The organism is Lacinutrix sp. MEBiC02595, from assembly GCF_053601555.1.
In genome coordinates this window covers 302,343-317,864 of sequence record NZ_JBSHNU010000201.1, presented here as the reverse complement: position 1 = coordinate 317,864, position 15,522 = coordinate 302,343, and the positions used below count along the sequence as shown (strand labels likewise).

Below are 15,522 nucleotides of genomic sequence, written 5' to 3'. Positions count from 1 at the left end.
GAAGTAGCATCTAATTGAAAATCATCCCAGCAGGTAACGTTTCCTGGATTAGAAGGAGCAGTTCCTAGATTTACATACAAACATGAAGTAGCGTCTAATTGAAAATCATCCCAACAGTTTACATTTCCTGGATTAGTAGGTGCTGTTCCTAGATTTACATACGTACAAGAAGTAGCGTCTAATTGAAAATCATCCCAGCAGGTAACGTTTCCTGGGTTGGTAGGCACCGTTCCTAGATTTACATACAGACATGAAGTAGCGTCTAACTGAAAATTATCCCAACAGTTTACATTTCCTGGATTGGCAGGTACTGGATTTACAGTAATCGAAAATACATCTGAAACCGTATTACATGACGAATTATTCAAGTTCACCATAGATTCGGCAACTTTTGATCTATAATAGGTTGTAGCAGTAATACCGTTTATAGTGCTACTTGCTGAAGTTTCCCCTGATATATCTGTCCAAGTAATCCCATCCATACTTTCTTGCCATTGATAAAAATGTGAAGTAAAGACAGAGAAATCTGGAGTTACGGTTAGTGTTGTTGCATAAGGCGTTTCACAGCTAGAAATGGAAATATTTGGATTATTTGCGCTATCACCAATCGAAATAAAATCACCACAAGTTTTAAAGACAATATCATCTATTGCTAAATCATTTCCATAACCACCAACGCCGTTATTTACCATTTTTAAAATCACTGAAGTCTGACCGACTAACGTTTGAAATACCAAGCCATATGGAACCCATTCTCCAGTATCTGTGCTTAGTCCACCAAAAAAATCACCAGTAGTTCCTGATGCTAGCTGCGTTGTATCTAAACTATCCCATATTTCAAAACTTACATTACATGGATTTGGCAAGCTACCAATGTTATACAAATCTCTAGGTGTTAAATTAACCAACCAAGAAGAGAATTCATAGGTTGTATTTTCACAAAGTCCAGAAACAGGTAAACTAAAAAACTCGCCTGGAGTATGACTAGCATTAACAATTAACATTCTTCCATTAGTATCGCCTGGTGTATGATCTTCGAATCCGTAATTAGGACCATCAAACCAATTCCAGTAGTCTGAACTATTGGAAACGGTATATTTACCATCACCAAATACTGTGGCACCTAAAAAATTATAAGTTGTTGTTCCTGAAGGCAAGGATACATTTTGCAAAGTAGCACTTGGAGCAGTACCAAAATTTTCCGTAAAAATGGGGTCTCCAGAATTACCAGAGCAAAAGCTTAATTGCGCATTGCTATCTAATGAAATAAAAAGTAAAATTAATAGTATACATACTCTATTTTTTAATGCCATGTCCAAGGATAATTAGTTACTGTATTGGTTATTACCTTGCTATATTACTTTAATATTTATATAATTCTCAGTGCTTTTTTAACTTATAATAAGAGTATTTTACCTAAACCCATTTTTAGAATTAATAAGAAATTTTATAAAATATGGGAATTGTTCCGAAATAAAATAATTAATAAACAAGAAGACTAGATTAGCAAACATTAATTTTTTTCAATTCTTCTTCCGAAAAACTTAAATTTTCTAGAGCTTTCACATTTTCTTTTAGTTGCTCTGTGGAACTAGCTCCAATTAAAACGGAAGTAATTTCTGGCTTATGAAGCAACCATGAAATTGCCATTTGCGATAATTTTTGTCCTCGTGATTCTGCAATACTGTTTAATACTTTTACCTTGGCAATCGTTGCTTTTACTTTCTCGGCATCCAAGTGTGTGTTTTCTTTTGCGGCTCTAGAATGCAGCGGAATACCTTTTAGATATTTATCGGTAAGCATGCCTTGCGCCAAAGGAGAAAAGGCTACACAACCCAAGGCTTCTTCTTTTAATGTATCTAACAATCCATCTTCCACCCAACGATCTAAAATAGAATATCGTGCTTGATGCACTATAAAAGGCACATTCCAGGCTTTTAGTAACTTTGAAGCTTTCGCTGTTTCTTCCGGTTTATAGTTAGAAATTCCAACATACAATGCTTTTCCTTGCCTAACGATATCCGATAAAGCTAGCATGGTTTCTTCTAAAGGTGTGTTTGGGTCGGGTCTGTGATGATAAAATACATCTACATAATCCAATTGCATGCGCTGCAAACTTTGATCTAAACTAGAGATTAAATATTTTCTAGATCCCCAATTTCCATAAGGTCCAGGCCACATATCATAACCTGCTTTGGTAGAAGTAAATAACTCGTCTCTATAAGACTTAAAATCCTTTTTAAATATCCTCCCAAAATTTTCTTCTGCAGCACCATAAGGCGGTCCGTAATTATTAGCTAAATCAAAATGAGTAATCCCTAAATCGAATGCACACCTTAAAATTTCTCTTGCATTTTGAAATGCATCCACAAATCCAAAGTTGTGCCATAACCCTAAAGATATTGCAGGCAATAACACACCACTATTACCGCTTCTATTATAGATCATTTTATCATATCTATCTTCGGAAGCTTTATACGTTTTAGTGTTTGACTTATCCTTTATGGTCATTTTGAAAAGTATTAATTTAGACTAAATGTCTTTTCAAAATGTGGCATTTTATCTGCTTTCCATTCTTCACCTGTTTTTTTATTATGCCACCATTTTGGTTGCACATGTGTTTCGCTCCACGCTTTGGCATCTGCTACTAATTTCCTTAAAACTTCAGGATGCGCTGCACTAATATCATTAGTCTCGCTAATATCTTTATCGATATCAAATAACTTCCAATCTTGTTTATACGCCTTTACAGCTTTCCATTTTCCATTTCTTACACCAACATCACTAAATCCATTTCTATGTCTCATAGTGAAGATATTACCATCTTCTCGAACTTCTTTATTCGTCATAAAATTATTCCACATATCTTTCCCATCTAATGTTTTAGTCGAAGGAATTGTAGCATCCGCTAATTTTGCAAATGTTGGATATAAATCTAAAGCAGAAACAGGATCGTTGTACACATTTCCTGCAGGCACAACACCATTCCAATGGAAAAACATTGGTACTCTGTAACCACCTTCATAAACACTTCCTTTCCCTTCTTTTAAAGGGAAGTTATTTGCTCCTTTATCTGGTCGCCCTCCATTATCACTATAAAAAACGATTAGCGTATTATCATATTCACCAGTTGCTTTTAAAGTTTCGACAATACTCTTAACACCTCTATCTACAGCATACACCATAGCGGCATAGGTACGACGGTCTTTATCCTTAATATTAGCAAACATTTCTAAATCTTCTTTCTTCGCTTCCAAAGGTGTGTGTGGCGCATTATAAGACATGAACAAAAAGAACGGATTGTCTTGTTTTGAAGATTCGGCAATAAAACGAACGCCATGATTAGATAATTCATCTGTTAAATACTCGGTATCATTGGTTACTTTTTCCCCATTATGTTCTAAAGGAGATAGGTAATCCCAAATCACTTTTACACCTCGTTTTTCAGCATCTGCATACTTTTTCTTATAATCTTCTGGATGGTAATTATGTCCACCTCCTAAAAAGCCATAAAAATCATCAAATCCTCTGTTATTTGGGTGGTATTTATCTACTGCTCCTAAATGCCATTTACCAACAAGACCTGTTCTATAACCAGCCTCATTAAGCATTTTACTCATAAATTTTTCATTTACATCAATACCTTGAGCAATGGTTTCGCTATTTGGTGGTAAATTGAATTGTGCACCAATAGTGTGTGCATAACGACCGGTTAGAATTCCTGCACGACTAGGACCGCAAAATGGATGTGGTACATACGCCGAAGTAAATTTTGTTCCTGTGGCAGCCAAAGCATCTAAGTTGGGTGTTGTAATATCTTTAGAACCGTTAAAACTAACATCCGAATATCCCAAATCATCACATAGAATCATGACAATATTTGGTCGTTTTGGCGTCTCCACCATTTTAGTTTCCACCGTTGTATTTTCTTCTTTTGTATCTTCTGCGCCTTGTTTGGTAGCGTTACAACCTACAGCTAAAAGTAGCAAAAAACTGCATGCTCCTATTATTTTTCTTGATATATTCATTTGTAAAAGGATTTAGTATTTCTATTCATTTTTAATTTCTTCGATAAATAACACTTCATAAGGTTTTAGCGTTGGTGATGCTTCCATTGGCACGCCATCTATTAGCTCTTTAAAGGCTATTATTGTATTCGATTTTCTATTTTTTACCCGCAACTTTACGTCTGTTTTTCCAACATTTAGTATCGATAACACTTGGTTTCCTGCCTCATTTTTAATCACTCTCCAGATACATTTTTTTACGTCATTCCCATCGTTTTCAATAATCTCTACGGTTGGCAACTGATTTTTAGCATCTAATATAGATAATGCTTTAACTTTCATTTCTTCTAAAGTTGCAACGAATAGTAATTGACCATTACTTGCTTTTAAAGCGGAAATTGGCCTTCCATATTCATCCGTCTTCAGACTTTCATTATCTATAACAATTATTCCTCCAGCATCTAAATGCTTTTGAAGCGTTAGCAATTCGGAAGAGGTAACTTGTTTTGTTTTATGAATTAATATAACATCCCAATCTGAATTATCTATACGTTTGATGATGTTTTGAGTGACAAAACCTAAAGGCAAACCTTCAAAATTTAAGCTTTCATATAAAGCAAACATCGTATCCATATATCCCGCATTCTGAGTAGCCGATGTTTTAGAATAAAATAAACGAATAGGTTTTCTCTGTTGCTGAAAGGCTGTAATCTCTTCCGAAAAACGATTTAAATCTAATAGTGTGTTTTCTAATTCGAATGTAACACGTGGCTGCTGATTGTTAGATCCTGCATACCCCTTCCCTGAATTTGCACGTAATGAACCATCTTCTCTTCTAGGCCAAAACCAAGTTTGTGAAACGTTTAAACCTAAAATATGTGCAGACCAATACGAAGCTCTAACGTATTTAGGATTCATATATAAATCACGAACATGACTGCCGCTAAGCAAATGGCTTTCCGAATTAAAATTGATTTGATTGGGTTGAATCGATTTTAAAAAGTCGTAACCCATATATAATTCTCTCCAGTTCCAAATATAATTATCGTCCCATTCAAAAGTGTCAGGTCGCGTATTATTGTAATGCGATGCAGCGTCGTTTCCGTTAATTTCACTCAATTCGGTTAATGCTTCCCAATCGATTCCAGAATCTGGATCATTGTCTGTAAAAATAGAAGGCATTACTTTTAGATGTGCTTTTGCTTTAGGATCGTATTTACGGATTTCAGATTTCATAAACGTAAACCAATCTGTTACTCGTTCTTGATTAAAAGTCGTCCAATCGTACCATTTCGCAGTACTTCTTTCTGAAATATCTACAGGTAAAACAGTAGCTATGGCATCAAAATCTTTCAAGTTTGTATTCCAAAGTGTATTTAAAACTGCTATCGTTTTATGCTTTTCTTGAAGCCAAGTTTTAAATTTTTGAATGGTATAATTGGAAACATCCGATCGAAACCAAACTTTCTTTTTACCATTCGTGTAATTAGCCCAACGAGGTTCATTTGTTAACATATACCCTAATTGCGTATATTTTTTTTCTACAAAAGTTGGAACTGTTGCCTTAAATAATTTGGATAACATATCTAGTGCTCCAGGATTATCAATATCATACGATGTAAATGGTTTACCAATAATTTGACCAAATTCTTCACCATAAGCACTGGAAGCCCATTTTGGTATCCCTTTATGCGAAATAAACACAAAACCTGTGTTGTTAGATGTATTGGCTTGCAATCGTTCTGTTACGGATTTATTTAGATTTCCTTCTTTATTTTCTAACTGACTAGGAGCAATAAAAGCATTATTTAATGCTCCAAAATATGTAGATAGCTTATCTGAAGTAGGTTTCCATGTGTAATCATGCAAAAATACCGGTCTATTTTTATACAACAAACTGCTTCCTTTTAATGTGATTTCTGACCAATTTGGTCTTATATAAGGTGTTCTTTTAATCTCATTATTGACTAATTTCTGAGCAGTTTCTATAGTCTCATCTAATAGTTTTATTACATCATTTCTTTCAAACTTTGGTAGTTTCTGCGCCATTATAGCTGCACTATCTTTATAGATATTTATTTGTTTGAATAGTTCCGTATTTTCTTCCAAATTACGTTCATCCCAAATGGCAAATTTTAAAAACGTTTCGGCAGTAGCAATTGCTAATTCTTCTTTATGCGTTTCAATATTTTGCTGTTCTAAAGTATGGATAAGTGTTTTAAGCGTTTTAATTTTTGTCTTAGCGATAGACTTTGTAGACTGCGATTGTACAGTGGTACAAGACAACATACTGACTAAAAATAAGATATACAAAGAAGCTCTAATCATCCTTTATTGAAAATATAAACTATCTAAAACAGTTTCATTTTTATTCGTATCGATAACCACGATTTGCATCGTATCAAAATACGCTGGTTTTTCGATTGCTACATTCATTTTAAAAACTTTTAAAGGATTCACGCTCTCTACATCGTAAGATTTTAAAAGAGTATCTCCTGTTTTAAATTGCAGTACCGCTTTACCTTCTATAAAAACCCCATACGTGCCTTCTACACTATTTCCGGAATTAGTAAATGTTATTTTTTTGGTTGTAATTCCTGCTAAATTCACGTTTAAAACGGGTGCATTTTCAATTTGAGCAGCACCATGAATTTCTCTGTAATCAAAACTTTCGTTTGGTGCTAAAGTATAAAGTGGTGTTTGTACTTCCGTTTCTATATATCCTTCCGACAAGCCACTACAAAAAATAGCATTGTTTAAACCATGATCGTATTCCAATTCTGGATTATAAGGCTCCATAATTTTCGCAAAAGCGGTATTGGTTTTTTTATTCACGTAACACAACCAAGACTCGGAAGCTATCATGTGAATTCCTGCCATTTGGTTATAATCGTATGCTACTTCATAAATTCCTGGAGCGACTTCACCATTCCAGTTGGTACCATGATTGTAATATTTCTCAATATGTTCTGGATTCTTTTTATCTAATTTAAAACGATTACGATTGAGGTAATTCCAACGTTGGTCTGCATTGGTTGTGATTTCGAATTGTTCTCCATTTGGTAACTTTAAATTTTTATCAAAAGGAACATAAGCCACATAGTTTTCACCATCATGTAATCCTTTTTCCGTTTCTGAAACATGCTGACTCGAAATTTTAAGTCCGCGTTTCACTTCCCTATCCCCAACATTTTTTAAGGTGTGATCGATATATACCAAACTACTATTGGGTTCTATATATAATGTTCTTGCATATTGTATTTCTTCCTCAATTTTATCGGGATACACAAATCCTATATTGCCAAAAAACTTAGGCACAGGTAATTGTTGCACTCCAGATTGCACTTCTATAGTTTCAAAACCTAAGTCGTTTTTCCCTTTAGTTACATCGTAAGTAGCAGCACCAATAATTACTGGTGGTGGCCAACGATTCCCTCTATTTCCTTCTCTATCTACAGAACAGTTTTCAAAAGGTAATGGTACTAATCTATAACCTCCAAAGTTGCGCCATTCGTTTTGTTTTATTTCGTCTGTTGCAGGAAATGTTTTCCCTAACATTTCTGAATTCAACCACAAAGAAGGCACTTCTCCTAAATTATATTCTAGAATTCGTCCTCCAGCATCTGACACAACAGCCAAGCTGATATATTTGTTTTTGGCAACATATACGTTTTCCCAATTCCAATTTTTATAATTTTCTTCTACAGAAACAGTTTTCGGGTTTTGTGCTATACAACTACATGTTATAAATACTATTAAAAGGGTTAAAAGTGATTTCATGTATTTATTTTTTAAGTGTTTTACTTCCTATTGTATATATGGTATTTAATTTACGAATTGGCACATCCACTTCTTCTCCATTAGTATATAAAACGGATGCGGATTCGATTTTGCTACAGTTACCTAAACCAACATGCAATTGTGTGTTAAAGCTATGGGAATAAGAGGATGATGTAGCACCAACTATTCTTTTATAGGTATTACCACAGGCTTTTATTTTTAAAACAGCTCCCATTGCAGTTGCCTTTCCTGAAGGCGCATATCCAACATCTACAACCACATATTTATTAGTCATTGACGTATGATTATTTGTAAATAAATGCCATCTACCTCTTTCATTAGCACAAACAATATCGAGGTCACCATCTTTGTCATAATCAAACGCATCTGCTCCCATTCCTGTAGCTCCTAGTTCTTTTGTTATAAGCCCATGAGAATTTACACTTTCGAAAGACTTTCCACCTTTATTTAATAAAAGAATATGTTTATTTTCTGTTGCTGAATTGCCGTAACGCAATACAAAAATATCGGACCAACCATCGTTATTAAAATCTCCAACAGCCGTACTTGTGGTTTGCTCTGCAATATTAATTCCGAAGGCTTCTGTGACATCCACAAACGTACCATCTCTATTCTCTAAGAGTTTAGCAGGCAGTTTTTTAGATGCAATAATTTCTGGTGATTTTGTAACATGATGTAAAACACCACTAGTTGGCGAATTGGTATAACCAGCTATTCTCCACTTTCCATTACCAATATGCCCAATATATAATCCGTTGGCTTTCGTGTCTTCTGGAAATCCTTGTGCTTCAGCTTGTGTGATTTTTAAATCATGATGTCCATGCTTATCTTCTTTACGTTTCCATAATTTCTTTTCAGCACCTAAGAAAATATCAAAATTTGGATAAGCCATCTGTAGATTTTCGATTTCCAAATCACCATCTACTTCAATATTTTCAAAGTTGAAAGCATTTCGTCTTGCAAAAAAATAAAAGGATTTAGTTTCTGCATCATATTCACTTTCCGAATCAAAAGGCAATTTTGAACGTGTTAAAAACAAATCATTATCGCCATCATTATCAAAATCAATTTCCGAAATACTATTTACTAGGTTTATCTTCGGAAGATCTCCGAAAACAGTTTTGGAAGCATCCACAAATTTGCCATCCGCTAAACCTTTGACTAAAACCATTTCTTGACCTCCATGAAAGATAATATCTGTAATATTGTCTCCATTATAATCTATAAGCGAGGTTCTCATGCTCATTCTATCTGCATGTGGTAAATATTGACTAAACTTGAATGCTAATGCAGTATCACTATTATAAACAACATTTCCCTTGTCTAATGCCTTTAGCGTTGGAAATGCAGACGTAATTAGATCTAATTTTCCATCTTGATCGATATCTACCAATTTTGTAGCGCGACCACGACCACCTTTAAAATGCTTGTAATCTCCTTCTTTTTTAATAGTACGATTTGGAAATGCTTGATAAAGTCTCACCTTACGAGGATTTTTTCCATCTCCACCACCAGGTTGAACAAGAATATCTACAATGCCATCAAAATTATAATCGCCAACTGCAATACCATGCGTATCACCAAAAATAAACGGCTCCCCTTTTTCGTAAACGCCATTATTATTCCAATATAATTCTACACGACGCGAATGTTCCATCAATAATAAATCTAAAAAACCATCCTGATCTAAATCGGCTATTACTGCATTGTCAAACTTTCTACGCGAACGGTTTTCTAGTTGAATAATACTTTCATCTTCAGAGAACTGTGTTGTAGCTGATTGTGCTTCAGTCTTAACATTAGTTATTTGTTTGGATTGTGCTCTGCAACTGAAGATTAGTAAAGCGGCAAAAATTGTTATTATTGATTTCATTTTTATTTTTTTTGAAAAACACCCCTAAGAGCTTTGCTCGATAGTTTCAAAACAAAATATATTTTGTTTCTCACTAATCCTGAAGGTGATAATCTTATGATTCAACTTTTAAGTTTCGATTTCAAATTCATTTTCAACTTCATTTTGACTTATCGTTTTTCATTTCTATAACTCAGCCATATTTCCTTTCCAACCTTTATTAAATTGAATCATTAATTCTTTAACGATTTCCGGATTATCTTCAGCAATATTCTTTGTTTCTGTTGGATCTGTTTTATGGTCAAATAATTCTACAAACACAGGTGGTTTTTCTTTATTTTTATAATCTTTCCAAACGATAAAACGGTATCTATCTGTACGCATCGCATAACCCATTAGGTCGTTTTCAAACAAATTTCTATCCCATTTATCACCTTGTTGCTTTTTTATTTTCGCTTCTTGTTCCTCTATTAAAGGGCCAAAATAGGTTTCGCGCATACCAACAGATAAAGGGTTTGCGGCCCATTCTCTTAAAGCTGGTGTTGGAAACTGACTAAACGCAGCATCTTTCCATTGTTTATTTGGGTTGCTTAATAAAGGCACAAAACTTTGACCTTCTAAATGCGCTGGTTGTTCCAAACCTGCTAATTCGTCTAATGTTGGATACATATCTACCAACTCTACTAAAGCATCGGTTGTTTTCCCTCTAGTTCCTGCTGGCATATCTGGTGTCCAAATCATCATTGGAACACGAGTTCCAATTTCATAATTGGTAGCTTTTCCCCAAATACCCATTTCTCCAAGATGCCAACCATGATCACCCCAAACAATAATAATTGTGTTATCTCTAACTCCAGCATCATCCAAACCTTGAATCATTTTTCCGATTTGTGCATCTATGTATGATACAGAAGCTAAATAGGCGTGTTTTAAAACTCTCGCCATTTCATCATCAATAGGTCCTTTTTTAGGAATTCCGAATCTGGCACGTAATTCAAAGGAAGGATGTAAACCCATTGTTGCTCCATTTTCTGGCGCAGTAGTTTGGGTCGCTAATTTAATTTTTGAAGCATCATACATGTCCCAATACTTTTTTGGCGCTAACCAATCCAGATGTGGTTTTTTCATTCCCATTCCTAAGAAGAAAGGCTTATCGGGATTTTTTTCTAACATGTCTTTTAGCGTTACAATTGCTAATTCTGCATTGTAACCATCTTCATAAAACGTATCTGGCACATCTGCGTTTTCGTAAGCTGGTCCTTTTCCTAATCCGTTTCTTGGTGCATCCGGCCCATACTTAGCAATCATATCTGCTTGATTCTTTTTAAACATCTCTTGGCTTTCTAGATTTGCAAAACCGCCTGGTGTTCTACTTCTTTTTATAGTCATTTTATCGTTAGCAGGTTCTCTACTCCACGATAAATCTAAATCTGCAAATGCTTCTTTGTGATAAATTTTTCCGGTATGAACGGTTTCATAGCCATTATTTTTAAAATGCTGAGGAAGTGTTATAATATCAGGATTTGCATCTCTAAAATAGGTGAAATTTTCAACTACATTAATGGTTTCTGGTCGCGCACCTGTCATTAAACTAGCTCTAGACGGACTACAAATAGCTTCTTGACAATATGCTCTATTGAATAATAAACCCTGACTTGCTAACTTGTCTAAATTTGGCGTAACAGCAATATCGGAACCGTAAGCTCCTAGCTCTGGACGTAAATCGTCAATAGCAATAAAAAGAATATTGGGTTGCTTTTTGGGTGCTTCTTGTTTGGTTGTATTGTTGGTCTTACAACTCATTACAAGTGCTAAAAAGCCAATTAAAATCAAGCGTATTTTCATAGGAAGTATTTTAGTTTATACCGATAGTACAATGTCTCCATAATCAACCAAATTATAAGCATCAAAATTATCTGTTAGGTGCATTATTTTATCCTTTCGCTTCTGAAAAATTAAAAGTTAAAAATGCTGACCCCTTAATTATTTCTGAATACAAAAAGCGATTAAACTATTAATAAACTATTTTTTTTTAGTCCAAACTCGGATATAATCAACATACATCGTAGTTGGCATACCTTGTAATTGCTTTTTTGCTTCTTCATCTTCCAATGGATCTACAGCTCGATTAGCATTATTTGAAAATTTCACAAAAGGTCTTCGCAAACCTAAAGAAGCGGTTACGTTCATTGGCCTATACCAATCTGTGTTAGGTTTACTTGCAATTTTCACACCATCAACGTACCATATAATTTCTTTTTCATTGACTTCACAACCATAAATATGATAATTTTTACTTGGGTCATCTTTCAGTCTGTATTTATTTAATTGTGTTTCTGGATGCTTTTTTGGTCTAAACCATACGTCTTTTCCATTTTGTTTTTTAACCAAATGTAAGTTGTGATCGGAATCCCTAATATCATCTTGATGTCCTTTATGCCAATCAAACTGCTGTAATTCTACAATATCAATTTCACAATAAACGGTTTTGCCTTCTTCTACGGTTCTGTCGAAATCACTATATAACCACAAAGAAGGACACACTCCATAGCCATTTATTGGTCCAAGAACATCTATTATAGCTCCCTTAATTCTAGCTTCAACATATCCGGTTGTAAAGGTTTCTTTTGATTTTAAAATACCCGATTTAAAATAAGTTCCACCGTCAGAAACATTATTTTCATTGTGTTGCATTATTAATTCGGCCACACCGTTGTTTAGCTTAATATTTTTCGTGTTGTCCCATTTCCAACCTGTGGTGTTTGGCAAGCTTTTAGTTTTAAACCATTTATCCCAATTGATTTCGGTAGTATTAAATTCATCCGATAAATTGTTAACTAACTTCCAATTATTTGCAGTTTGAGATGCTGAAGTTGGTTGATAACTTTTGGTTTCTGGTATTTGTTTTGACTTACAACTTGTGGTCATAAAGACAAGTAACACTATGTAATAGCATAATTTTTTCAATGGACTTATATTTTAATTATTGGATTTCTAATAAAGGTATTCTTCTTTAGTTGTTTTGTTAGAATTACAACTCATTGCTAGTACTAAGAAACCTATAAAATCAGGCGTAATTTCATATAAAAAGAGTTTATAGTTTAATTTTATCTCGTATGACAAGTTAGCACTAAATTAGAAAATGATAAACTAAAAAAATATCTGTTGTGTGCATTATTTTATCTTAATCTAGATCCAATAATTGATGCAGTTGATTATTTAATTGCACTTTGATTAGAGCATATTTTTTATCCGTAGCCAAATTTGTCCATTCGTAAGGATCGTTGGTGTGGTCGTATAATTCTTCCTTACCATTAAAGTATAAGATATATCTGTATTTTTCTGATCTTACAGAATAACTTTGCTCATTAGGCAAACTACTTTTATTTTTTCCTCTAACAACTGTTAATGCCACATCTGGTCCATTCCATTTATAAGCTTCATCATTTTCTAAAAAAGGTTTCAGACTAAAACCATTTAAAGGTTTCCCTAAATCATTTTTAGTATTCATGGATTTGATATTACAAAAATCTGCAATAGTTGGATATACATCAATTAATGAAACAGGATGATTTATGCGTTTCCCTTTACTCTCTTTAATACCTAAATCCCTAATAACCATAGGCACTTTAGTAGTTTCTTCCCAAAGATTATTTTTATAAATAAAATCTTTTTCTCCAAGATTATAACCATGATCACTCACTAAGATAACAACCGTGTTTTCATTAAAACTACTGTTACGTAAGGCATCCATGACTTTCCCAACTTGATCGTCGGCAAAACTCACACAGGCTAAATAAGCTTGTACATATTCACGTAAACCATCATCGATACTATTATAAGAGGCTTCTAAATCTTGGTAATGTGTTGTCCATGGCATTGCCCATGAAAATGTGGTTCGATAATACGTGTCTTCATTATCATTCTTTTTTATCACAGGAATTTTTAAAGTTTCTAAAGGATACCTATCAAAATATTTCTGTGGCGCAACTAAAGGTGTGTGTGGTCGCACAAAACCAACTGCCATAAAAAAGGGCTTGTCCTTTTTAGAATTATCTAAACTTTTTAATTTATTAACTGCCCATTCCGCGCTTAATTCGTCATTTAGCAAATCGCGATCCTCATCACTTACATAATTAAATGGTTTCTTATTTTTAACATCATACCATCCATTATATCCAGGAGTAGAATCTGTAGCTTTTACTTTAGGCACATCTGCAAGAGATGTAAATAATTCATCATTTTTATTAGAATAATATGCTTTAGGCGTGGATGGATGCGCGACAACCTTTTTCCCATTGTAAGCATAAGGTCCAAAATCGTTTTCTATACCATATTCATCCCATTCCGATTCCTCTCTGTGATGCATTAATTTTCCTGTAGCATATGTGCTATAGCCATTATCACTCATAAACCGAGCTATAGATTTGCTGTTTTTTAGTACGTCATTATCAGTCCAGTTATCAAACCAAAAATTTTTAGAAACATGCGGATAAATACCTGTTAACATACTCGCTCTCGAAGGTGCACAAATTGGTGCGTTGGTATGTGCATTTGTAAATACAGTGCCTTCTGCAGCTAAAGCATCCATATGTGGTGTTTTAACTTGTGGATGGCCACCTAAAAAACCTGTATAATCATTTAAATCATCAACGACAATCAATATTACATTTGGTTTCTTTTTATGCTGACTAATTAACAAATTTTGAAAGAAAATAGTAATAACTATTAGTAATATATACTTTATTTTCATTTTTGAATTTTGATTTTTTTCTAAAAATAAGACTTAGTTATAATTTGTCTTTGTTCTTCCTTTGGAATTCTCGAAATTTCTTCTCTTGTTTTGAAGTCAACTTTTGATTACTTAAAAACCAATATGCTCTTCTTGCAATAAAAATATCAGAATCTAAAAGCGAAATTACATTCTTATTTACAGTTGAAGAATTTGGGTTCTTATTCTGCATTAATTCAAATAAAGATGACACTTCTTGATACGATTCAAGATTCTTAAATTTTTCACTTAAACGATCCAAATATAATTTAGGAATGTCTATTTCTGAATTATTAAGTGAGCGAATAGCAGATAGTTTTTGTTTTTTTTCTCCCTGAAAGAACACTTCAGATACGGCATATAAATAAGTGTCAGGTCTTGCTTTTTCTAAATAACCAAATGCGTTTTTAAGCAAAAAATCATCTTTTAAAACGCGGTAAATAATAATATCCACAAAATCTGCTTTGTATATATTTCTTTGCTCTAATTCTTTTAATGCTATATTAAAATAAGTGTGATTATCGTTAGTAATAAAATTCTTTAATTGTGAATTAGAAACAGATTTACTTGTTTTTTCTTTTATTACGGAAACAATATTTCCATTTGCCCAATGCCATAATGTATAACAGGTTAAAGCTGCTCCAGGAACCGTGTCTTTTTCATCTAAAGACAAAATTGTTGCACCAGAAATAGCATCAACGTCTTGGTCTATAGCACTTGGAACCGTCCAAATATCTTCAAGAAAAACATCTCTAAAAGGTGAATCTGAATTTTCTAAAATGTTCTGCAGTTTTTTATAATCGTTGGGTTCAAATATATCAGCTTCATATTTTTCTAGGGTCACTCCTTTTTTAATTTGATACTTTTTATACTGACCTATATTATTCCAGTACAATGTCACTGGAATAACCTTACAAACTTCTGCCAAACAAATAACGGATTTAACATCCATATAATATTCGATAGGAAGACCATTTTTGTTTTGTACTTCTGTAAGTATAACCTCTACAAAATCATCTTCTCCAGGATGTTTAATTGAAACCATATGTTTGACTTCGCTTAAGTCTAATTGTCCTCTGGAAATAATCCCA

Annotated in this window: 9 protein-coding genes and 1 pseudogene; all 10 read right to left on the bottom strand. The window is 33.7% G+C overall.

Annotated elements, in window-relative coordinates:
* Positions 1 to 1,313, bottom strand: a pseudogene (locus tag ACVCZW_RS07635) (hypothetical protein); the annotation flags it as partial.
* A 190-nt stretch (positions 1,314 to 1,503) separates the two neighbouring features.
* Complete coding sequence (gene mgrA / locus ACVCZW_RS07630) at positions 1,504 to 2,511, bottom strand: L-glyceraldehyde 3-phosphate reductase (protein WP_452228510.1); 1,008 nt, start codon at positions 2,509 to 2,511, stop codon at positions 1,504 to 1,506.
* A gap of 11 nt (positions 2,512 to 2,522) precedes the next feature.
* Entirely contained in the window at positions 2,523 to 4,028 is a 1,506-nt protein-coding gene (locus ACVCZW_RS07625; RefSeq protein WP_452228509.1) for a sulfatase-like hydrolase/transferase, read from the bottom strand.
* Positions 4,029 to 4,049: 21 nt separating this feature from the next.
* Positions 4,050 to 6,335 (bottom strand): beta-galactosidase, encoded by a 2,286-nt coding sequence (locus ACVCZW_RS07620; protein ID WP_452228508.1) that lies wholly within the window; start codon positions 6,333 to 6,335, stop codon positions 4,050 to 4,052.
* 3 nt (positions 6,336 to 6,338) lie between these two features.
* On the bottom strand, positions 6,339 to 7,787 hold the full coding sequence (locus tag ACVCZW_RS07615; RefSeq protein WP_452228507.1) for a hypothetical protein: 1,449 nt from the start codon (positions 7,785 to 7,787) through the stop codon (positions 6,339 to 6,341).
* A 4-nt stretch (positions 7,788 to 7,791) separates the two neighbouring features.
* Entirely contained in the window at positions 7,792 to 9,681 is a 1,890-nt protein-coding gene (locus tag ACVCZW_RS07610; protein WP_452228506.1) for an FG-GAP repeat domain-containing protein, read from the bottom strand.
* A gap of 165 nt (positions 9,682 to 9,846) precedes the next feature.
* On the bottom strand, positions 9,847 to 11,505 hold the full coding sequence (locus tag ACVCZW_RS07605; RefSeq protein WP_452228505.1) for a sulfatase: 1,659 nt from the start codon (positions 11,503 to 11,505) through the stop codon (positions 9,847 to 9,849).
* A gap of 177 nt (positions 11,506 to 11,682) precedes the next feature.
* A complete protein-coding gene (locus ACVCZW_RS07600; RefSeq protein WP_452228504.1) occupies positions 11,683 to 12,627 on the bottom strand; it encodes a family 16 glycosylhydrolase in 945 nt (314 codons plus the stop codon).
* Positions 12,628 to 12,844: 217 nt separating this feature from the next.
* Positions 12,845 to 14,413, bottom strand: a complete 1,569-nt coding sequence (locus ACVCZW_RS07595) for a sulfatase (protein WP_452228503.1) — start codon at positions 14,411 to 14,413, stop codon at positions 12,845 to 12,847.
* A 37-nt stretch (positions 14,414 to 14,450) separates the two neighbouring features.
* Positions 14,451 to 15,476 (bottom strand): hypothetical protein, encoded by a 1,026-nt coding sequence (locus tag ACVCZW_RS07590; RefSeq protein WP_452228502.1) that lies wholly within the window; start codon positions 15,474 to 15,476, stop codon positions 14,451 to 14,453.
* Positions 15,477 to 15,522: the final 46 nt, after the last annotated feature.

What these genes read in the sequence shown, in the direction of transcription:
- ACVCZW_RS07620 (WP_452228508.1), bottom strand. Translation starts at nt 6,335, where the DNA reads ATGATTAGAGCTTCTTTGTATATCTTATTTTTAGTCAGTATGTTGTCT.
- mgrA (WP_452228510.1), bottom strand. Translation starts at nt 2,511, where the DNA reads ATGACCATAAAGGATAAGTCAAACACTAAAACGTATAAAGCTTCCGAA.
- ACVCZW_RS07625 (WP_452228509.1), bottom strand. Translation starts at nt 4,028, where the DNA reads ATGAATATATCAAGAAAAATAATAGGAGCATGCAGTTTTTTGCTACTT.
- ACVCZW_RS07610 (WP_452228506.1), bottom strand. Translation starts at nt 9,681, where the DNA reads ATGAAATCAATAATAACAATTTTTGCCGCTTTACTAATCTTCAGTTGC.
- ACVCZW_RS07595 (WP_452228503.1), bottom strand. Translation starts at nt 14,413, where the DNA reads ATGAAAATAAAGTATATATTACTAATAGTTATTACTATTTTCTTTCAA.
- ACVCZW_RS07605 (WP_452228505.1), bottom strand. Translation starts at nt 11,505, where the DNA reads ATGAAAATACGCTTGATTTTAATTGGCTTTTTAGCACTTGTAATGAGT.
- ACVCZW_RS07615 (WP_452228507.1), bottom strand. Translation starts at nt 7,787, where the DNA reads ATGAAATCACTTTTAACCCTTTTAATAGTATTTATAACATGTAGTTGT.
- ACVCZW_RS07590 (WP_452228502.1), bottom strand. Translation starts at nt 15,476, where the DNA reads ATGGTTTCAATTAAACATCCTGGAGAAGATGATTTTGTAGAGGTTATA.